The sequence below is a fragment of the Bdellovibrio sp. BIS2 genome, assembly GCF_055398295.1.
Map to the genome: position 1 here is coordinate 68268 of NZ_AP035879.1, position 21726 is coordinate 89993.

Sequence of the window (21726 nt, forward strand, 5' to 3'; positions counted from 1 at the left end):
ATTTAATTCGATTTGAGGTCGGCCAGGCTCGACTTAGGCACTCAAATCGGAACCAGGGGTAATTCCATAATGGGTTTTAGGTTCTATTCTGGAACCAGCTTCCTTGACTAAAGCACAGACCTTGAGACACCCCCATGAGGGTCGTAACCTTTGTCAAAAAACCTTTGTATAATCAGGTGTCTATGTCACGCATTCAGGTCACTTGGGTTGTTAAAACTAGAAAAGGTCAGGTCAAAGGACCTTACTCCACCGAAGCCATTCTTAAGATGATTGGTGAGGGTGTCTTTTCCGGTCAGGAGATGATTTCTAAACTTCCCGATGGCCAGTGGACGCTGATTTCCAAAGAGCCAGCGTTCTATGACAAACTTCTGGAAGCCCTGGAAGGCGTCGTTGACGTCGATCCGAAAAAAGCCCAGAAGATGGAAGCTGAAACCGTGATCGTGCAGGCGCCGAAAGCTCCGCGCAACAACACGAACACCGGCAGCACCCCTTCGCCGGAAAGCTTCGCCAACGTTCAGCCGCAAAAACCGCTGCTGCAACAAATTGATGTGCTGGATACACCGGCCTATGTTCCGCCAGCGCAGAAGATCGCCTCGGTCAGCTCGAGGGAATCCAAGTCTGATTCCGTGATTGAACTTTCCAATATCAAAAACATGGAAAAAGGCGAGATCGCCAAATCCCTGAAAATCCCCGCCTTGATTTTAATGGTGGTGATTGTTCTGGGCGTGTTCTTGTTGTGGGATAGCGGGCCTGCGGATGGTTCCAAGATTCATCTTTTGGCGCCAGGAAAATCCACGGCCACGCTTTCAGACCAGCAGATCAAAGAAAAACTGAATGAAGCCCTTTTTGCGATGGAGCAGGACACTTTTGAATCCTACGTCGCAGCCCAGAACAAACTGGTCAGCATTGTTGAGGGTGCGCCGATGAACATCGAAGTGCGCGCTCTGCTTTGTGTGGTGTACTATGAGCTGTGGCCGTTCGCGGTTCAGGATGCGCAGGATATTAAAACCATCGCCGGAATCACGCAAGCGACCCGGGCCTTGAACGTGATCAGCCCGTTTGGTCAGGTGTGTGAATCCGTGAAGCTGATGACGGCGGGCCGATACAAAGAAGCCAAAGGAACCATCGAGGCCACGCTGGAAGGCTCTGAGCCGTTTTCTTTGCTTCCGGTGCTTTATGATTTCAAAGCCGAGCTTTTGGCGGGTGAAAAAGATTACGTGAATGCCGTGCCTTACTATGAAAAAGCCGCGCAGCTTTGGGAAAAGTGGCTGCATCCGCAGGTGGCTTTGGCCCAGGCGCTTTATCATCAGGGTGATTTCACCTCGGCTGCGGGAATTCTGAGAAATGTTCTGACGAAAAATCCAAAGCACAAAGAAGCCAAAGTCTTTGCCGGTATCGTGGAATACCATGGCTTTAAAAAATCTGACACCGCCTATGCTTTCTTGAATTCCGGTTTGGAATCCAAGGGGCGCATCCCCTCTTTGATTGAGGCGGAAGGTTACGGCGCTTTGGCTGAAATCTTTGTCTTGCGTGGTGAGAAAAAGAAAGCCCTGGAAGTCGCACAGAAAGCCTTCGGACTGAATCCCAACAACGGCGAGCTTCGTCAGTTGGTGATTCGTCTGGGGGGTACTGACAAGGTGAAGGGCGAAAAAGGCCGTAACAATGAATTGCTGTACTTGGGTGACCAGTACGTGCGCCAAGGGGACTTCCTGGCAGCGCAGGCTGAATTCAAAGCGGCTTTTGAGGCAGATCCTAAAAACGGAACCGCGGCCATGAAGGCGGCCAAGGCCTTGTGGCAACTGAATCAAAGCTTTGAAGCCATTGAGTGGTTGAATAAAGCGATCAAGGCCGAACCGAAGCTGGTGTCCGCGTATGTGCTTCAGGCTGATTATATGTCCCAGCGTTTTGACTTTGTCGGGGCTTTGCAGATCCTGACCAACGCCATGAGAATTGCGCCAAACAACTATGAAGTTTTGCGGGGATTGGCGCAGTTGGAGTTCCGCAAAAACAACATGCCGGGCACTGTGAACTATGCTCTGCGTGCGGCGAAGGCCTATGACGGGGACATTGATACATATATTTTGTTGGCCAAAGCCAACGGACTGCTCGCCCGCTCGATCATGCCGATCAACAAAAAGGAAATTGAGCGTAAGGAAAATGCATCTAAAGATGCGATCCGCTATGCCACCAAGGCGGTGGAAATTGATGCCACCAATCCCGAAGCGCAGATCACCTATGCCAAGATGCTGGCGCAAACCAACGGGGTGGATTCCGGGATCACTTATCTAAACGAACTGATCAAACGCTTCTCCTACACCTTGGACTATCGAATCGCTTTGGCGGAAGTATATAAATCCGAAGACCGCTACAGCCAGGCCAAGGATATTTATGAAAAGGTCGCCGAGGCAGATCCGCGCAATAAAAAAGCATGGCTGGGGCTGGGTGAAAGTGAAAAGGCTTTGGGTCTGAATGACAAAGCCTTGAAGGCGTTCTTAAGTGCCGCCGTTTTGGATCCCACCGATGGGGAGGCTTTGTTCCAGGCCGGCAAACTGTATCTGGAAACCAGCCGTTTTGAGGAGGCCATCCAGCAGTTTAAACGGGTGCAGCGTCTGAACGCCAACTACCCGCGCACGCACTATTACATTGGCAAGGCGGCGTTTGCTTCGGGGGATTTTGCGACGGCTTTGGAAGCCTCCAAATCCGAAAAAAAGCTGAATCCGAACGTGGCTGATTCCTATATTCTGGCGGCGGAAGTGTTCACGGCCCGCCGGCAGTATGCCGAATGTGCGGCAGAGTACTCCACCGCCATGAAGCTTCGTCCGCAAGGGGCGGATATTTACGTCAAGTCCGCCCAGTGTTACCGTCAGTCGGGATCCTTGGATGTGGCTGAAGACATGCTGGCCCTGGCATCAGCCCGAGAAAGCGGTTATGCGGAAATCTACCGGGAGCAAGGGGCCATTTACGAAATGAAGGGCGACACCCGCTCTGCGGCGCAGGCCTACAATAAATATCTTGGCCTCTCGCCAAATGCTTTGGATCGTGCTGAAATAGAAGCGAAAATCATGAGACTGGGCAACTAGGGACGGACAACGGAAGGAATTTAAGCCATGGGAATCGGCGATAAAATGAGAGGACTTGCCTCCAGCGCACAAGAGGGCGTGAAGTCTTCAACAATCTCACTTTTTCATATCAGTTTGCGATTGATCACAGGATTGCTCCTGGGGTTGACGCTGGCCCTGATCGGCCAGGAGCTGGTGGGGTACGGAACATTTGCCCTGCTCTTTGTCATGGTGGTGGTTGTGGCCGTTATCATGAAACTGCTGGCGAACTGGAGCATTGGTCAGATTTTAATTTTTGATTTGATCTGTGTGCTTGTGGCGATGCTTCTGCGCATGTATATATTGGTCGCACCTTAATTGGGGCGTTAGTTGTTAAAAGGACGTTGAGATGATTGATATTAAACTTCTTGAGAAAAAAGCTGAAAACGGAACTTCTTACTATGATGAATACAAGCAGGGTCTTGTTAATCGTGGTGCTTCGACCGAAGTTCTTGAGCAAATCATGGAGCTTAATAAAAAGCGTAAAGAACTGATCACTCTGGCAGAAACGGCCAAAGCCAATCAAAACAAACTGAGCGGCGAGATTGGTAAAATCAAACGCGAAGGCGGCGATGCTTCTGCTATCTTGGCGGAAGTCGACGTTCTGAAAACCCAGGTGAAAGAGCTTGAAGCCAAGGCTGCGGAAGCCGACCAGCAGGTGACGAACCTGGCGTTGGTGATTCCGAACAAGCCGCACTCTTCTGTGCCAGTGGGTTCTTCTGAAAAAGACAATAAAGAGATCAAAGTTGTTGGTACTCCGACCCAGTTTTCTTTTAAAGCGAAAGAACACTGGGAACTGGGTGAAGCGCTGAACATTATTGATTTCGAGCGTGCGGGTAAAACCACCGGAACTCGTTTTGCCTTCCTGAAAGGGGCGGCGGCGCAAATGGAGCGCGCGCTGATCCAGTTCATGATGGACAAACACTCCATGAAACATGGTTACACCGAAATGATTCCGCCGTTTATGGTGAACAGCAACAGCTTGCTGGGCACCGGGAACTTCCCGAAATTCAAAGAGGACGTATTCCATCTGGAAGGTTCAGACTTGTATCTGATTCCAACCGCAGAAGTGCCGGTGACGAATTACTACAACAATGAGATCCTGGATGAAAAAGATCTGCCACAAAGCTTCTGTGCGTATTCTCCGTGCTTCCGTTCTGAAGCGGGTTCAGCGGGTCGCGACACCAAAGGTCTGATTCGTCAGCACCAGTTCGACAAGGTTGAATTGATGGTGTTTGCTCATCCGGACAAGTCCCATGAAGTTCACGAGGCATTGACCTCCCACGCTGAACAGATCCTGATGGATCTGGAGCTTCCGTTCCGTCGTGTGCTTCTGTGCACCGGGGACATGGGCTTTGGATCTGCGAAAACTTATGATCTGGAAGTATGGTTGCCGGGTCAGAATGCGTATCGTGAGATCAGCTCTTGCTCTAACTTCGAAGATTTCCAGGCTCGTCGCGCTAACATTCGTTTCCGCAGTGCGGGTGGTAAACCTCAGTTCGTTCACACCCTGAACGGCTCTGCCTTGGCGGTGGGAAGAACCTTGGTGGCCATCCTGGAAAACTACCAGCGTGAAGACGGTTCCGTGGGCATTCCAAAGGCTTTGCAGCCTTATATGGGCGGCCGTACCGAGATTCGTAAGTAAGTCCTTTAAATCCACGCAGCATGAGGCGGCGACCTCATGCTGCGTCATGGAAACAACTGCTTGAATACTCTCGTCAAAACCCATAAAACGGTCGACGGAGAGTTGGTAGAGCGGTTGAATACACCAGTCTTGAAAACTGGCAGCCCTTCGCGGGGCTCGAGGGTTCGAATCCCTCACTCTCCGCCATTTTTGCCCTAGCAAAAATCCTCTAATGCTCCAATTTCTAATTTCTTTCCCTAATTCATAGTAAAGCAAGTTTTTCCGTGCGCAAAAGTGGCTGGAAATTGGTAATTTGAAATTGGATTAATCCCAAGGGAAAATCTCCGTTGCCTTTAGATCTTCGTCTTGATTTGATCTGCTTAAAACAGTGGGGTGTTTTATGTCAGTTCTTTCCAAGATCTGTGTTTCATTGATGGCTTTGGCATTTCTTGCTGGCTGTGACAGCGGCGGCGGTGGCTCTAAGGATGGCAACAACGCCAACGGAAAGCCCAGCGTAAAAAATCGCATCAACTGGTCATCCATTCCTTCCAAATACAATCCCTCTATTGAAGACATTGAGTTCCGCGTGGACGGCTATGAAAAGATCAACGTGAACGTCTTTGGTTTTGATGATGACGTTGAAGTTGTCTATTCCAAGGATCTTCCGGCGGACGCTGGCTTTTTGCGCATCTATCGTGTGTGGGCGAAATCAGCTTCCTGGGGCTCGGTGAACGAAAGACCCAACGGCACCACTTTGGATCTAATCGGTAGCGGCAGCTATTCTTGTTCAATTGCCACCAGCAACCGTGAAATCGTGCAGCTTGAAGGCGGATGTTATGTGCGCATTCAGGTCTTCATGCCTGCGGGTGCCGAAATCGAGGTTTATAACGTCAACAAACTGATGACCAAAAGATTCTTCGCCATCAAAACGGACGTGATGCTGGAACAACTCGACAGAGCCTCCCGGGATGAAGACAAGTTTGCGGTGATTGAAACTTATCTGGCCTCTTACCGCGGGTTGAAAAAGAAACCGGAAATGCAGGCGGTTCAGTTGGGTGATGTGGTGTCTGAATTCCCGTTCTCTGAAGGAAAATTCAAAGCGCTTCGTTTGTTGCATGCAACTGTTGTGGACCGAGAAAACCTTTCCAAGATGATTGAAGACAGATTCAGTTATTTTGATCGCGCAGAGGCCCGCCGCATCGTCGGGATCTGATTTTTCTTGCGCTTGGGGGCCAATGCTAAGATTCTGGCCCCTATGATGGAACTCATTGATATTATATTGCACCTTGATAAGCACATCGCTGAATGGATCGTTTTCTTCGGACCTTGGCTGTATGTGATTCTTTTCCTGATCATCTTTGCTGAAACCGGCCTGGTGGTGACACCGTTCCTGCCGGGGGATTCCCTGCTGTTTGCACTGGGTGCTTTCACCGTGGTGGAAGGTGGTTTGAATCTTTGGGTGATTCTGATCAGTCTGACGATCGCCGGTATTCTGGGCGACACCGTGAACTATCATATCGGGAAGTATTTGGGGCCGAAGGTCTTTGAATCAGATTCCCGCTTCTTCAAGAAAAAATATCTGGAACAAACTCACGCTTTTTATGAGCGCTGGGGGGCTTTTACAATTGTAGCTGCCCGCTTTGCTCCGATCGTTCGCACCTTTGCTCCGTTTGTAGCCGGCATCGGTGAAATGCAATACCGTAAGTTCATCGTTTACAACATCGGTGGCGCGATTGCGTGGGTGTGGATCTTTGTTCTGGCAGGCCACTTCTTTGGAAATCTTCCGGTGGTGAAGCAGAACTTCCATATCGTGATCTTTGGTGTGATCGGTGTTTCTTTGCTGCCGATGGTGTGGCCGTGGGTTTCAAGTAAGCTTAAGAGAAAGCAGGCGTAATTAGCCAGTCAAGCGCGAGACCAGTTCCTTTAAATGGGGATTGGTCTCATAGAACACGGGGTCCACGGATTTATAGTGTTCACCCAATGATTTCACAACAAAGCGGCCGCTGGCCACGAACAGCGGATTTTTGGAATCCAGGTATTCCTTCAGCTTCTCGGCAAGTTCCTTGTCAATATTACGTTTACCACTGACCAGCAACGCATCTGCAGACACTCGATTATTCTTGGAATATACGAAGCGTCTGAGGAAGGCGATGTCTTCAGCCAGATCTCCCAATACGATGATGGTATTGGCCTGAACTCGCGGGTCAGCATGTTCCAGACAGGAACTTAAAGTATCCAGCAATGATTCTTTCACCAGATAGGAAGGGACGAAGTTCGACGCTAATGAGATGGCAGCGGAAAGCACTTTGTCATTAGCTTTCCCGGACTGATTTGCCGTAAGGATATGGCGCAGGAACTTGGTAAAGGCATCGGCCTGCCCTTCCCCGCTCATCCTAACTTTGAAGGTCTTTAAAATGCCAAAGGCAGTGAAGAAGGCCTGATCCTGTCCCTTGCTGATTTCTTCATTCAAAAATTCATAAATGGCGCAAAGGTCGTCGTCACTGCGGAAGTATGTCAGAAGGCTCACGTCCTTGTGCAGGGCTTCGGTCACCGTCGTGAAATCCTTTGCCCGATAAAGAGTTGACGGCTTGGCAAAACCTTTTAGCAGAGTCTCTTTTGTGTCGGAAATGGTGCAAAGACCACTTACGGAATCTGCGGCTTCCGCATAGAAAGTGACCGAGCTTGAAGCCTTGTCATCCACCTGACTTAGCAGACGGGCAGATTCAATCAGGGGCAGGCCACTCAGGGCAAAGCCTGAATCCTGATTCACAAAACGGATTTTACCCAGAACAAAACTGCCCTTTACCTTGAAATAGTGATCGGCCCCTTCGGGAAGGCTTGCTTCAATCTGCTGGGCGGCTTCAAAGACACTGCGCAGGCACGCCAGCGCCAGGGCTTGGGAATTCTGTTTATCTTCTTTGATATGGAAAACGATTTCATCCCCCACGTACTGATAGATCAAACCGTTATAGCGTTCGATCAGTTCGCGGGCTTTGATGAAGTAGGTGTTCATGATCTCGGTGACGTATTCGTCCTTCTTATCCAGGAAGATCTGCGTGTAGCCGTTCAGATCCACGCGGATCATGGTGCTTTGGAAAGCATAGGGAGCTTTCTGGCCAGACTTCATTTCATGCAGGATGGCCGGGGTCAGGGAATCTGAGTAGTATCTGTTTTCGTGTTCGAGATACTTTTTTGTGCTTTCGTAGGTTTGGGTGGCTTGTAAAAGTGTACGGCCCTCTTTGGAAAGGGTCTTAATACTGGCAAGCTTTGAGCGATCACGATTGGAAAGAATCTGTGTGATGTCCAAAATGTCTTTCAGGAACAGATAAACGACCAAGCCCACAATCAGTGTTACGATCAGAAGATCCTGTAGGATCAGCCCTTTCATCGACAAAGCTGTTTGCAGCATGATTTGGTTTTTGTCCTGGAAGACGCCCACGGTGAAGCGATAGTCCATCAGTTTGATGGTGCGAATGGCGAGCTTGTCAGTCTCAAGAGTTTGATTGAAGTTTTGATAGTCGACGTTGATTCCAGCTAAGTTATCAAAGTTGTTATACCAAAGAACCACCTCTGGTCCATTCTGAAGAATGTAGAAATCAATCAGGAACAGGTTGCGGGCACCTTCCAGTCGGTCTTTCAGTTGGGTGAAGTTCTCAGTGATGACCAGCGGAGTGAAGCTTTCTTGCACGAAGCGCATCTGTATCAGGCGGCGTTCGACTTCGCGGTCGGTCAGCTCTTTCACGTTTAGATAGAACTGTACCGCAGAGGCGATCACGTACCCGACCCAAAAAACGCTGACGATCAGGACAACGACAGACTTGTTCTTTTTATTTTTGGCGAACAAAGCGATCTCCTTGATCCAGGAAGATCACCTCACCTTTGGTGGCCCCAAATGAATTGCCATAAAGATCCAGAACGGTGATTTTCTGGGACTCAAGCTGCTTACCGAATGCTGGATCCGAAAGCTTCTTTTTTGCCTGAGCATAGTTGCTATTGGAAATAAATGTGATCACTTCATCCCGCGCGGCGCTTGGCGCCGAAGATCCGTTGTCGGACTTGGCATTTTTCACAGGTTCCGTACCGCCGCCGCTAGGACGAGTGGCAGCCGGTCCACGAACGGGAGATGGTGATGGAGCCGATCCCAGGCCTGCGCCCGCTCCGGAACCGCTAAAGGAACCTCCACTCCCTCCAAAGGAAGCGCTGCCACCAGCCACTTCCCCTCCGCCGCTGCCGCCAACAGAACTTTCGTTTGCAGGAGCGCGGGAGGCAGAAGGTGCAGAAGTGCTTGCGACATTTCTAGAAGAAGAGGCAGCCGCTGGGGCCGATGGAGCTATGTTGGAGCCATCCAGCGTGATTTGTTCAACCACCCTTTCATCAGAGGCCATGGATCTGGTAGAGGCCTTCAATAGGGCTGCACCAGGATTGGAAGAGGAGCCCTTGATGGCAGCATTTGATTTTGTCGAGGCGACAGAGCGAGAGACTTCAGAAGATCCGCTGCCAGCTTCCGAGCTGCCAGTGTCGGTGGCGGCCAGAGCTTGGGTGTTCATCGCACCAACCAGGTTGTTGGCCATGCGTAACATGCCACTGCTTTCGGAGGCTGAACGGACCAGGGCCTGCTGGGAACCGGCCTCGGTAGACGGAGGTGGACTTACGATGGATTCAGACAACGTGGGAGCTGGCGGAACCTGAACTTGCGCTACGGTCAGCTCTACCGGCACATTGGCGGTCGCGGCAGCAGATGCTTGCTGCGAGCCTCCTTTGACAGCGGCCGAGGTCGCCGCCGAGCCCATACCTTTATCGGATTTATTAGTGCTGGCCTTAGCTTTTATCTCCTGGTCCATAAGATTGGCGGTTGACTGGGCGGCAGCCTGTTCCGCGCCATCTTGAGCGTTCTTTTTCAAGGTTCGGGTCATACTGAAGGTAGTCATGTCTATTGCGGAGATCTTCGGGTAATTGTCGGGGTGTCCTTTGCAGAAGTGTTCAACTGCAGCAACATCCTTTTCGCTCTTCAATCCCGCACGATGCAGAAGTTCATGGGCCATACTGGAGGGTGAAATCACCGCATTGGATTTTTTATTGGTTTCTGGGGTCGCACCACTCAAAGCTTCCGGATCCAGATGAATGAATCCAGTTGTCTCATCCGTGCTGAGGGCGGCCTTTTGATCCTTCGCCTTTTCGCACTTGACCAGCGGCCCATAGTTTTTAGGTTGTTTTCCCAACTGGGCCACTTGCAACTGATACTTGGCCGCCAGCAGTTCGGGTTGAACCGGAATTTTATCTTTGGAGAAGGCTTTTTTGAACTCTTCGCCGTTCAGGCAGTCAGTCAGTTTGTTGGAGGAAGTCAGATTTTTACTGAGTGAATCGGTGAGGCTTTGCAGGAAGTCTTCGGATAATTTGTCCTGGCAACCACTGTCGATCAGGTGCTCTTCAATTCCCATTGCGAGTGCGCGACGGTTAAGATCCTCGCCTAAAGAGGTGATTTTCTTTTTGATCGCAGTGACTTCGCATCCTTCGTCCTGCAGGTTCATCAGGGTCGGCGCGCGAACTCCGGAAGCTTCGAGCGTCCATCGACCACCCGCCATCGTATAAGAAGCTTCGGTGATGACATTTCTTCTGTTGGTGCGAACTTCCCAGCGGATAGGATTTCCATCTGTGAAGTGAGTGTAAATTTCCGTGGAGCCTTTTTTCAGATACCAGAAGTCAATCTTTCCATCGAGATTGCTATCCAAGCGGATGTCTTCGAAATCTTTGTAGGAAATGACATAGCGGCCAGGTTTGAATTTGCCGGGGTTGTAAACGATCTCGTCCGCCTTCAAATAGGTCTTCCCGGGGCTTTGAGCCCACGCAGATTGAAGGAAAAAGATGGCGGTTAGAAGGATCTTCACAGTCTATAAATCGGCATAAATGCCCGATTGGTTTACGGTACTTAGATCTGGCTGGTCTATGGCCCAGTTTTGAGTTGGCACCATTCCTTAAGATCTTCCGCTCTTTCATCATATCAATATGAGACAAATTTTTACTTTGCTGGTGCTGTTTTTGGTTCTAATGACCGTAAATGCTGGAGCGGCGCCTGTGCGCAAGCTGAAGATGTTTACTCCCGAGACCAAAAAATACGTTGTTGTTTCTGTTTTGGATTATCAGGGACTGACGCTTTCTGAAAGCTGTTTAAAGAATGGCAAAATGAACTGCGACGCCTGGAAAGCGGCACAGACCAAGTTGGATGTGGCGAAGACTCCGAATGTGGGTGTGATCGGCAATCCAGCCGCTCGTTATTGCCTTTCACATAAGGCTTTGAATCGTATTCTTCTTGATGCCAAAAAAGCAGAGTACGATTACTGCGTTTTTCCGGACGGCTCGGTGATTGATTCGTGGACTCTTTATAACAAACACTTTTCCAAGAAGCAGTAGGTTGAGGCAATGAAGAGACTGTTGGTGGCATTTTCAATTCTGTTCGGAGCCAGTACAACGCTGGCCGAATATGGAATGATCCCGCATTCCCAAATAAAGTATGGAGAGGGCTACGCCTTAAAGGGTGAATCCACTGTGCAAGTGACTAATATGCCAAAGGTGAGATCTCAGGATAGCTTTGGGATCTGTTATGCTGCCGTGGCGGCAGTATTGGTGGATGAGGCAAACTGTGTGCAAAGTGGAAATGCCAGTTGCGCCACTGCCCCGGATTCACAAAGGGTCTCGGCTTTGGATGTCACTCGGTACAGTCGTGCCCCCGAAGAAGGCGCGGATGGGGAAATGTGGCGGGACTACAAGGGACTAAACGAGGGAGGTATGCCCGTCTTCACTCTTTTGAATATCAACAAAGCCAAAGATGCCGTCAGTGAGCAGTGCGCTCCAACGGATCAGATCGTCGCCAGGGCTGGCAGCGAACAGGCGGCCCAGGATCTGGAAATCGCCATGTGGAAGTCGTTGAAAGATTCTTATGAGAGCTTCAGAAAGAAAAATGCCGAATGTACTGAGTGTGGTCTTGAGTATGCCACTGCCAAAGCCAACGATATTAAACAGAATTATAATCTGAAAGCTTCGAACAAGGAGATTCTAGATGCGTTTTCACAAGAGTCCTATTCTTTGTTCCTGGATAAGCTTTTGATTCCTAAAGAATGCCGTAAGATGTCGGACATGATCAGTCTTGAGGGTAAGTGGGCGGTAAAGTCCTTCCCTATGGAAGGTGAAAAAGGCGACTACAAGTCGTCGATCAACAAAGTCAAAGAAGTCCTGACACAAAAAAGACCCTTGGCCCTTAGTTTCTGCGCTCAAGATCCTCTGTCGGTGAAATCCAACAAAGCTTGTGGAGAAATCAAGGACGCTTCGGGGAATGTGTCCGGTGCGGGTCACGCGGTGGTGATCAAAGGCTATCGCGAAATCTGTAATTCCAAAGGTGTCTGCCGTCAGGAACTTCAGGTGCAAAACTCTTGGGGTGAAGGCTGGCAGAAATCAAATGATGACGGCTGGGTGGATGCAAAAGAGCTTCTGGATCGCACCTTCTATGAGACCTACGCTTTAAACTGGTTGCAGCCTCGCAGCTAGGAAAAGAGGGCCCCGTGAGACAACTATGGAAATTTATTTTTCTAGTTCTAATAGCGCCCCAATCACATGCCGCGATGGGCTTGGACCCAATTCCAAGAGAGCTGCTGAAAGACGATGGTGGCGTATTGGCTGTCACGAATATGCCACCGACGCGTTCCCAGGATACTTTTGGAATCTGCTATTCTTTTGTCGCCTCTACACTTCTGAACGAAGCATATTGTGTTAAAAATAGCATTTCAGATTGTGCGAATGTAGGTGATGATAAGCGTTTTTCGGCATTGGATGTTGCAAGATACAGTTCGAAATTGCCAGAGGGAATGAGCGATGAGGATAGAGAAAGCTTTGTCGGATTGAATGAGGGCGGCTCGGCTGCATTATCTTTGCAGAGATCTTTAGGTAAATTTTCTGTGAAAGAATCATGTGCGCCATTTAACCAAGTCGTAGCGAATGTAAAAGACCCAGTTGAGGCTCAGAATCTTGAAATATCCATGTGGAAGACATTTAAAGATTCTTATGACACATTTATCAAGAAATCCAAAGAATGTGCCTCATGTGGTTTGGAGTATGCTACTGCAAAGTCGCAGGAGCTGAAGGACAAGTTTAATCTTAAAGCATCTAATAAAGATATTTTAGAGGCGTTTTCTCAGGAATCTTATGGGATTTTTTTGGACAGACTTTTAGTCCCTGACGCCTGTTTGGATATGAAGAATATGCTTTTAATGAGTGATTCGTGGAACCTTAAACAATTTCCCACAGAATCAAAATCCAATTACGCCTCCACTATTAGTAAAATTAAAGAAGTTTTGTCCAAGAAACGCCCAATTGCTTTTTCCTTCTGTGCTCAAGAAAAAGTTACCGTTAAATCTTTGAAGGCATGTGGAGACTTAAAAAATAAAGATGGAAGCAGGGCTGGCGAGGGCCACGGCGTCGTCATCAAAGGCTACCGCAAAGTCTGCAGAAGCGCAGGCGACTGCTACGAAGCCCTGCAAGTTCAAAACTCCTGGGGTGAAGGATGGCAGAATGCCAACAGCGATGGTTGGGTGGATGCCAAGGTCCTTTTGGATCGTTCGTTCTATGAGCTGGGTGCTTTGACCTGGCTTGAGCAGGCACAAAACTAATTCATTTCAACTGACGCTAAACGCGGCCTTGATTCGAGGCGGCTTGGCGTTATTTTCCTGAGCTTACCTTAATTTTGGCAACATAAGCTCAACTTGACTAACTCCATGAGTCCCCATAAATTCGTCGGCCTATGAACAAAGAATTTATGTTAAGAGCCATCGAGCTTTCCAGAAACAACATGCGTGCCGGCGCAGGCGGTCCTTTTGGGGCAGTCATTGTTAAAGACGGCAAAATCATCGGTGAAGGTTGGAACAAAGTGACGTCCTCCAACGACCCGACCGCGCATGCTGAAGTTTCTGCTATCCGCGACGCTTGCTCCAAAATCAGTAATTTTGAACTGGCTGGTGCGGAAATCTACACAAGCTGCGAACCTTGTCCAATGTGCTTGTCTGCAATCTACTGGGCACGCATCGAAAAGATCTATTACGGCAACACCCGCAAAGATGCCGCTGAAATCAACTTCGACGACGACTTCCTTTATCAGGAAATTCCAAAAGACCTCAAAGACCGCAAAGTACCCATGGTTCAATGCGCTCACACAGAAGCATTGGAAGTTTTCAAAGAGTGGGACAATAAAGCCGACAAGGTTCCGTACTAAAGCCCAGTAAATAGTTTTGGGACTGCAGTCCCCATCACAAGTCAGAGAGAATAAAGGAATGAAAGCACTTTCATTCCTTTTTCTTTTTTTGAGCGTTGTTGTCTCTTTGTCCTGCCAGCACAAGGAAAAACAAATCCCCCGCGATATCGCCTCTCTGCAAGCCAATGGCGGCATGGAGGGTATTTGGTTTTTGCAGGGGACTTCTTCCACGCGTGGACCGTATAACGGCGAGCTTGAACTGCGCAAAGCTTCCGATGGAACTTTTGATGTGGTTCGCATGGTCACCTACATCAACTACTTCTTTGATGGCTTGAAAGTGCAGGAAGTGTGGACCGGGAAAGCCGTGGCCACGCATGATTCCCTGACTATCTCCTATGACATTCGCCAGGGTGATTTCATCACGAAGCTGGGAAATCAAAAGAGGGACCCCTCAGACTTCGGTGCGCCGATCACGGTGCTTTCGCGCTATGTGGTGACCCCGAACGGTCTTGCAACTCACTATGCCGATAAAAAAGTTTCTAACTACAACGAATGGATCACCACCCGTCGCGATCTAGAGGCGCAACCCCTGTGGGTCAATCAGCGTCAGAACATCAGCGCCCAGGGGCCAAAGGTTCCTTTGGTAGTTCGTGGTGTGATCAATCTTTTCAAGCGCGACATCGGTTATGAAAAAGATCCGTTGGTGAAATCCTATAAGAACCGTCCTGAATACAAAAACGAAAATCCCTATATCGTTTTTGATCCCACGGACTTTCAGTTCTATCGCAATAACAAGGACGTGATTCGTGTCACCAACAAAATCGTCGATGACATCAGCATCACGGAGGCAGCGGTAAAACGAAACGCGTATGCTCCATCGCTGGAAGAAAAAGCCAAGAGCTATGACAAGAACACCCGCGATTTCCATATCAATGAAGCCGGTATGGTCGCGCACGCTGTCCTGGATGAAAGTGGACGTCTGCTGAATTATTCCTTCGACGGTGACGCCGCTCTGTGGACGGGAATGTATGTGGGTTCTCAGGCGATGCGCTATCTGAAGACCAAAGACAGCGAAGCTTTGGATAACGTGAAGAAATCCCTGCGCGGTTTGATGACGTTGATGGAGATCACCAACGATCCTCAGCAGTTTGCCAGAACACTGGCCCTGTATAATCCAGCCCAGCCCGTTCCGGCAAAGTGGCATCGCGGTGAAGGCAAGTTCCAGCATCTGATCTGGCTTGAGGGCGGCAACAACGACATGATCAAAGGAATCACTCATGGCTTCCTGTGGGCCGGAATGGTGCTTCCACAAAGTGAAACCGAACTTTGGAAAGAGCTTCGTGCCAATTCCCGCAAGCTGATTGATCTACAGGTTGTGAATGACAAATCCCAGAACCGCCCGGCGGCCTTGGGACTGGCGGCCTGGCTGACAAATGATGCCTCTTTCAAAGAGCAGTACATCAAATACTACGACAAGATTAAAACCAAGGTGACCGGCTACAGCTTCGACACCACTTTCTACTGGCATGGCTCTGCCGACTGGAGCGGGATCAATCTGGGGTTGGTGGGTGATATCACGGACATCACTTTGGCGGATCTGCTGGGGCAAAGTAAAATCCGCGATCAGTTGCGCGAGCGTCTGATGGATGCCTGGGTGACCTATTCCCCGGCGCAAAGACATTTGCAGACTCTGGTGGCTTACGGTTTTGCGTATAAACACGGAACCCGCGGTGGGAACTTCCGCTCGGAAAGCAGCGAGGCGCAGTTCAATGCATCTTTGAATCAGGCTGCTTGGGGCCTTCGCGAAATCCCGTATCCGCGCCCAAATCTGGATGTGACGATTGATCACTCTTTGCGCCCGGATTGGTGCATGTCTCCGATTCCAAGGCTGTTCTGGAAGTCCCTGAAAAAACCGGAACCACCCGTCAGCTATTTCTATCAGGGTTTGTATAACTATCCGGTATTTGAGCTGCAGGCCTTTACCAGCAACTTTGTCTGGAAAGACGGGGCCTTCCTGTATCAGGATTCTCACCGAAAAGGTGTGGAAAACTCAGGGGTGGATTATCTGTATGGATATTGGCTGGCTCGTTACATTGGTGCCGCCAATATCAACTAGGCGCCTGTAAAAGATACCGTTGCTAATAGTGGGGATATCTCTTAAAAAGGTCCCCATGAAAAAGAAAAACGGCCGTGATTCTAAAGAGCTTGCTGATTTCGCCTTGGGTGAAAATCAAACTCATTACCCTGAAACATATGCTCCAGAAGTTCTGGAGGCCTTTGACAACAAAAACCCGGGCAAGATCGCCTGGACAACTTTTGTGTGCACTGAATTCACGTCGTTGTGCCCTAAGACCCGTCAGCCGGATTTCGCAAAAATCTTCGTCAACTACATCGCTGACAAAAAGATGGTCGAATCCAAATCCCTGAAACTGTATCTGTTCAGCTTCCGCAACCACGGTGACTTCCATGAAGACTGCGTGCAGACCATTTGTGATGATCTGGTGAAGTTGATGAAGCCCAAATACATTGAAGTCATCGGTGAGTTCACCCCGCGTGGGGGGATTGCGATTTACCCTTACGCCAACTATGCGGCTAAAGATAAGTTCTTCCAGGATCTTTATAAGAAGCGCATGAGTGAATATGCTCCGGGCAAGTATTCTATGGAGCTTTCAAAGCTTTACTAAGGATGGGTCGGCCCAGAAACACAAAAACCTGCTCGAAGGCAGGTTAAAGTGGCGGAGAAGGAGGGATTCGAACCCTCGGTACACTTTTGGTGTACGAGCATTTAGCAAACGCTTGGTTTCAGCCACTCACCCACCTCTCCGCGGTCGGTTTTCTCGACTGAGGATCCAAATTGCCATAGCCCAGCCCGTTAATCAAGGTCTTGCCTCGACTCTTTTTGTAAAATTATCAAGAATGCTTGATTTTTCCCTGGCCGCAGTCTATCTATACTTCTCTTTCACAGTGCACTCGTAGCTCAGCTGGATAGAGTACATGACTACGAATCATGTGGTCAGAGGTTCGAATCCTCTCGAGTGCACCATTTTTTCTCTCTTTTTACTTCCCATGTTATAGCTAGCCAGTTTCAACTCGCCGAGTTACGTTTGAGCGATGAAAAGCACATTATATCTTAAAATCGGCATGATGGTTTTGGCCCTGGTCGGCGTTTTCTATGGCATGAAGGCCCTGGATGGCGGCGCTTTAGAGGACAAGGCTTCCGACCCGCAAAGCGCGCTGGGTCTTTTGATTGGCAGTGACTATCGCCCCCTGAACTGGTGCCCGGAAAAAGCCCCGAAAGTGGAAATCTTTGATCAAGCCGGCGCCGTTGTTAAAACCCTGGAAAAGCCTGAAGACATCAGTTCCGTCTGTGAAATCATGATGGGGGCCTTTTCTATGGAGGGGATCGAGGAAAGCTCATTTAAAAAGATCCTGGCGGCCCATGGGGCGTCGTCTGGAGAGATTGTGATCCTTGAGCAGGTTCCGGGAAAGCCGGTTTTCCGCGTCAAAGGGATGCCTTTTAGCTCTCCGATGCTTTCCAAGGCTTTGGATCGGCTTGCAGTCCCTTAAGATTATTTCTGTTTGACAAGAACCGCCCAAAGCCGCTAATTTAGCCCTTCACCGAGTTCAGAAGTAGCTCAGTCGGTAGAGCAAGCGGCTGTTAACCGCTGGGTCGGGGGTTCGAGTCCCTCCTTCTGAGCCAATCTTTTTAGATTGTGATTAAGAAAACCAAGTCCATAAGACTTGGTTTTTTTATTTTTACCCCCTGTAAAATTCGATAGCATGGAATCTCCTAAAAGGAGTTTGCCATGAAGGTTTGGATTTTCAGCGTGTTGATTCTTCCGATTCAGGTTCTTGCTTCGGCTCCGGTTTTTAACGAATCCATTTCTGGCATCAATCCTCACTTAAAAAAATCTGCGAAATTTGAAATTCCGGCCGCCAATGACAAAGACCTGTATCTTCGCATGGAAAAAGTGCTGACCTCGGAAAATCCAGAACAGTCCCTGCGTGCACTGTCTGAAGAAGGTGATTTCACCACGTGCTCCGCTTTTCAGGCGACCACCTCTTCGGGATTGCTGCCGATGACCGGGCTTTTGGAGATTTCCAAAAAACTGAATGACGAAGCGATCACTGCAAAATCCTGGGAGCAAAGTCTGAAACTTGCAAACTTGTGGTGGCACTTCGGCAATTGTGAAATGCCAGTTATCACCGGGCAGATCGGCATGGCGCTGTTGAAAGATTCTCTGACAGAAATGGCGAAACTTTCCAAAGAAAACATGAGTGACGATGATCGCGCGAAGCTGTCCGAATTAAAACGCAACATCAAGGACTGGAGTCCTTCAGCGCATCTGGAAAAAGAGTTCCGCTTTGAGATGGTGCTCACCCCCGCGTTGCTGCTGCCAGAGCTGAAATCCGGGAAGTTTGAATTCAACAAAGAAGAGCTTGAAGAAGAAAGTTCCGAAGAAACAGCCTTGGTGGGTTTTCCAGGTCTGATCAAACTTTTGTATCCGGAAGGTTATGGATCTTTTGACTGGAGCGAAGGGGTAAAGCCGGTCGCGGCAGTGATTGATCAGATTAAGGGTGCAAAAAATCCGGCGGCCACTATGGGAAAAGCCGTCGACGACCAAGAGGCCAAATACCTCAAGTCCTTCTATGAAGAGCTAAAGCTGCGCGATCAGGGTGTGAAATCGGTGAAGGATCTTTTGAAAGATGCAAAAGCAACGGAGCTGATTCAGACTTTGCAAAAAGACGAAGAATTGCTGAAGGCAAAACGCGAGCTGGCGCAAAACTATAAAGACAAATCTGCCTTCATGATGGCGGTGTTGGTTTTCAAACTGACGACACCGAACTTTTCCAAGTCCATCGACAAGAAAGCGCAGACTTTGCACAAGGACCTGATCAAACTCAGCAAGCCGTTATAGGTCGCCAGCCTCCGGGGTCCTTTCCGGCCCCGTCTTTGTATCAATTTCCTGTAAAGCCTATTTTGTCTCAAAGTGACCCAATTGGGCCATATTTCAGGGTCCAAATCGTTTATATTGCAAATGAGCCATCTTTCGCCGGGCATAGCCTTTGTATTATGGGGCTTTGGAATTATCGGACGTCTGCTGGAGGACTCATGCGCCTTATTAAATATCTGCCCCTAATCGCCTTTTGGAGCCTGACGGCTTTCACTATGAAAGCTGGCGCCGAAGTGAAGAGTTATAGGGAGTGGAAAACGGAAAGAGTTCAACAGGCTCAGGTCAAAGTTACGACCCTGAAGTCCCAGATCGACGCCCGCAAAGGCATCCGCCTGGCTGCTGCCGGCACGGACCCCAACATGGCTCACCGCGCGGGTTTGGAGGCGGTGGCTTCTCAGGATATCTCTGTGGAAAAGCTGGAACGCGAACTTCGTGAGGAAATTTATGACCTTGAAGTCGCCAAAGACCTTTCCGTGACGGACTATTTCGTGGGTTATCTCACCAAGGTTCAGGATAAAAAGACCGCTTTTAATGAAGTGGCCGGCAAACTGTCCCCGGAAGAGGTGGCGGAGCTGATGACGGCCTATGCGAACTCTGTGTTCGGGGCGCATTCTTCGGACCTTCCGGCCAGTGCGAATAACTTTGGAAAAGACGGCGTTAAATAAGCCTTCGAAAATTCTAAATAAGTCTTAATCTTTATTCGGTGCGCCAAACTGTTTCATTCAGGAAAATTGGGCGCCCGACCTTGACTCTTTCCACAGCCGATTCATATTAGCATCCGTAAATACAGTTTATACATAACTGAGTTTTAAACGGAGGCTCACAATGGCTAAGAACGAAATTGGCGTTCGCCCACTTCATGACAGAATTCTAGTTCGCAGAATGGCGGAAGAAGAAAAAACCGCTGGCGGTCTTTTCATTCCTGACACTGCAAAAGAAAAACCACAAAAAGGTGAAATCATCGCGACTGGCAAAGGCCGCGTAACTGAAGATGGCAAGATCCTTCCATTGGAAGTTAAAGTTGGCGATAAAGTTCTTTTCGGCAAATACGCTGGAACTGAATTGAAACTGGATGGCGCAGAATACCTGATGATGCGCGAAGAAGACATCCTGGGCGTATTCAACTAATTCTTTTTATCAATAAGTAAACGGAGAAAATCATGAGTAAAGTAATCACATTCTCAGAAGACGCTCGTACACACATCCTTAAAGGTGTGAACACTCTGGCGAACGCAGTAAAAGTAACTTTGGGCCCTAAAGGCCGCAACGTTGTTATCGACAAATCTTTCGGTTCCCCACTGATCACTAAAGACGGTGTGACTGTTGCGAAAGAAATCGAACTTGAAAACAAATTCGAAAACATGGGCGCTCAGATGGTTAAGGAAGTTGCTTCCAAAACCAATGACGAAGCTGGTGACGGTACAACAACTGCAACAGTGTTGGCTCAAGCTATCTACCGTGAAGGCGCGAAACTTGTTTCCGCGGGTCACAACCCAATGTCCATCAAACGTGGTATCGACAAAGCAGTAGCAATCGTTATCGACGAATTGAAATCCATGTCCAAACCGGTAAAAGGTTCCAACGAAGTAGCTCAAGTTGGTGCTATCTCTGCAAACAATGACAAAGAAATCGGTCAGATGTTGGCAGACGCTATGGATAAAGTAGGCCGTGAAGGCGTTATCACTATCGAAGAATCCAAAACTGCAAAAACTGAAGTGACTGTAGTTGAAGGTATGCAATTCGACCGTGGTTACCTTTCTCCATACTTCGTAACCAACGCAGAAAGAATGGAAGCAGTTCTTGAGAACGCTTACGTTCTTGTTTACGACAAAAAAATCTCTTCCATGAAAGACATGATCGGTATCCTTGAAGGCGTTGCAAAACAAGGCCGTCAATTGTTGATCATCGCGGAAGATGTTGAAGGCGAAGCATTGGCAACTTTGGTTGTTAATAAATTGCGCGGCACTCTGCACATCGCTGCAGTTAAAGCTCCAGGCTTCGGTGACCGTCGTAAAGCAATGCTTGAAGACATCGCGATCCTGACTGGCGCGAAAGTGATCTCTGAAGACGTTGGTTTGAAACTTGAGGCAGCGACTGTTGCTGACCTTGGTGTTGCAAAACGTATCGTTGTAGACAAAGACAACACTACAATCATCGATGGCGCTGGTAAAAAGAACGACATCAATGGCCGTGTTGGTCAGATCAAAGCGCAAATCGAAGAGACTTCTTCTGATTACGACAAAGAAAAACTGAAAGAGCGTCTGGCTAAATTGGCTGGCGGTGTTGCAGTTATCCACGTTGGTGCTCCTTCTGAAGTTGAGATGAAAGAGAAAAAACACCGTGTAGAAGACGCTTTGAACGCGACTCGCGCTGCGGTTGAAGAAGGTATCGTAGCGGGCGGTGGTACTGCTTTGCTTCGTGCTTCCACGAAAATCGACAAATCCAAATTCTCTGAAGAAGAGCAATTCGGTGCGACTATCATCAAACGTGCTTGCGAAGAGCCAATTCGTCAAATCGCGGCTAACGCTGGTTTGGATGGCGCGATCGTTTTGGATCGTATCCTTCAGAACAAGTCCACAACTTGGGGCTTCAATGCTTACTCTGACGAATACACTGATCTGATCAAAGACGGTGTTATCGATCCAGTTAAAGTTGTTCGTTGCGCTTTGACCAACGCAGCTTCCGTTTCTTCTTTGATGCTGACGACAGAGACTATGATCGCTGAAGCACCTAAGAAAGAATCTGCAGCTCCTGCGATGCCTGGCCACGACGGTATGGGCGGCATGGGTGGCATGATGTAGTCCTCTGACTACT

18 protein-coding genes and 4 tRNA genes are annotated in these 21726 nt (G+C 48.9%); 19 read left to right on the top strand and 3 right to left on the bottom strand.

Annotation, left to right across the window (positions count from 1 at the left end):
• Positions 1-182 precede the first annotated feature (182 nt).
• From ACZ520_RS00350 to ACZ520_RS00375, 6 genes are all read left to right on the top strand, one after another.
• A complete protein-coding gene (locus ACZ520_RS00350; RefSeq protein WP_464127005.1) occupies positions 183-3080 on the top strand; it encodes a tetratricopeptide repeat protein in 2898 nt (965 codons plus the stop codon).
• Positions 3081-3107: 27 nt separating this feature from the next.
• The gene (locus tag ACZ520_RS00355; protein WP_088566685.1) at positions 3108-3416 is read left to right on the top strand and encodes a hypothetical protein; all 309 of its coding nucleotides are present in this window, start codon (positions 3108-3110) and stop codon (positions 3414-3416) included.
• Positions 3417-3447: 31 nt separating this feature from the next.
• Positions 3448-4743, top strand: a complete 1296-nt coding sequence (gene serS / locus ACZ520_RS00360; RefSeq protein WP_374031671.1) for a serine--tRNA ligase — start codon at positions 3448-3450, stop codon at positions 4741-4743.
• 96 nt (positions 4744-4839) lie between these two features.
• Positions 4840-4929 (top strand) — tRNA-Ser (locus tag ACZ520_RS00365).
• Between the two features lie 193 nt (positions 4930-5122).
• Positions 5123-5935, top strand: coding sequence for a DUF4476 domain-containing protein (locus ACZ520_RS00370; RefSeq protein ID WP_374034486.1), 813 nt, complete (start codon positions 5123-5125; stop codon positions 5933-5935).
• Between the two features lie 45 nt (positions 5936-5980).
• A complete protein-coding gene (locus ACZ520_RS00375) occupies positions 5981-6616 on the top strand; it encodes a DedA family protein (RefSeq protein ID WP_088566952.1) in 636 nt (211 codons plus the stop codon).
• Here ACZ520_RS00375 and ACZ520_RS00380 read toward each other — a convergent pair whose 3' ends face one another.
• Positions 6617-8566 (bottom strand): adenylate cyclase, encoded by a 1950-nt coding sequence (locus tag ACZ520_RS00380; protein WP_464127008.1) that lies wholly within the window; start codon positions 8564-8566, stop codon positions 6617-6619.
• Entirely contained in the window at positions 8550-10607 is a 2058-nt protein-coding gene (locus ACZ520_RS00385; RefSeq protein WP_416479694.1) for a hypothetical protein, read from the bottom strand. Before ACZ520_RS00385 ends, ACZ520_RS00380 begins: the two co-directional genes overlap by 17 nt.
• A gap of 118 nt (positions 10608-10725) precedes the next feature.
• Between ACZ520_RS00385 and ACZ520_RS00390 the strand changes: the two genes are divergently transcribed.
• The 6 genes from ACZ520_RS00390 to queF all read left to right on the top strand — a co-directional run bounded on the left by ACZ520_RS00390 (position 10726) and on the right by queF (position 16641).
• Positions 10726-11130: a DUF333 domain-containing protein gene (locus tag ACZ520_RS00390; protein WP_416479693.1), complete on the top strand. Its 405-nt coding sequence runs from the start codon at positions 10726-10728 to the stop codon at positions 11128-11130.
• 9 nt (positions 11131-11139) lie between these two features.
• Positions 11140-12261, top strand: a complete 1122-nt coding sequence (locus ACZ520_RS00395) for a hypothetical protein (RefSeq protein WP_011162704.1) — start codon at positions 11140-11142, stop codon at positions 12259-12261.
• Positions 12262-12275: 14 nt separating this feature from the next.
• Positions 12276-13379, top strand: a complete 1104-nt coding sequence (locus ACZ520_RS00400; protein WP_464127010.1) for a hypothetical protein — start codon at positions 12276-12278, stop codon at positions 13377-13379.
• 131 nt (positions 13380-13510) lie between these two features.
• Positions 13511-13978, top strand: coding sequence for a nucleoside deaminase (locus ACZ520_RS00405; RefSeq protein ID WP_374034491.1), 468 nt, complete (start codon positions 13511-13513; stop codon positions 13976-13978).
• Between the two features lie 58 nt (positions 13979-14036).
• Positions 14037-16073, top strand: coding sequence for a hypothetical protein (locus ACZ520_RS00410; protein WP_464127013.1), 2037 nt, complete (start codon positions 14037-14039; stop codon positions 16071-16073).
• Between the two features lie 55 nt (positions 16074-16128).
• Positions 16129-16641 carry a preQ(1) synthase gene (queF, locus tag ACZ520_RS00415; RefSeq protein WP_464127015.1) on the top strand — a complete coding sequence of 171 codons (513 nt, stop codon included), beginning with the start codon at positions 16129-16131 and terminating at the stop codon, positions 16639-16641.
• A gap of 49 nt (positions 16642-16690) precedes the next feature.
• Here queF and ACZ520_RS00420 read toward each other — a convergent pair.
• Positions 16691-16781: transfer RNA gene (locus tag ACZ520_RS00420), tRNA-Ser, on the bottom strand.
• A gap of 142 nt (positions 16782-16923) precedes the next feature.
• Here ACZ520_RS00420 and ACZ520_RS00425 point away from each other — a divergent pair.
• The 7 genes from ACZ520_RS00425 (at position 16924) to groL (ending at position 21713) form a co-directional block, all read left to right on the top strand.
• Positions 16924-17000, top strand: a tRNA-Arg gene (locus ACZ520_RS00425).
• A gap of 68 nt (positions 17001-17068) precedes the next feature.
• A complete protein-coding gene (locus ACZ520_RS00430; protein WP_464127016.1) occupies positions 17069-17524 on the top strand; it encodes a hypothetical protein in 456 nt (151 codons plus the stop codon).
• 57 nt (positions 17525-17581) lie between these two features.
• A tRNA-Asn gene (locus ACZ520_RS00435) sits at positions 17582-17657 on the top strand.
• 106 nt (positions 17658-17763) lie between these two features.
• On the top strand, positions 17764-18876 hold the full coding sequence (locus tag ACZ520_RS00440) for a hypothetical protein (RefSeq protein WP_464127018.1): 1113 nt from the start codon (positions 17764-17766) through the stop codon (positions 18874-18876).
• Positions 18877-19070: 194 nt separating this feature from the next.
• On the top strand, positions 19071-19577 hold the full coding sequence (locus ACZ520_RS00445; RefSeq protein ID WP_374031683.1) for a hypothetical protein: 507 nt from the start codon (positions 19071-19073) through the stop codon (positions 19575-19577).
• Between the two features lie 175 nt (positions 19578-19752).
• Positions 19753-20040, top strand: coding sequence for a co-chaperone GroES (gene groES / locus ACZ520_RS00450; protein WP_038452046.1), 288 nt, complete (start codon positions 19753-19755; stop codon positions 20038-20040).
• A gap of 32 nt (positions 20041-20072) precedes the next feature.
• Positions 20073-21713, top strand: a complete 1641-nt coding sequence (gene groL, locus ACZ520_RS00455; protein ID WP_417867389.1) for a chaperonin GroEL — start codon at positions 20073-20075, stop codon at positions 21711-21713.
• Positions 21714-21726: the final 13 nt, after the last annotated feature.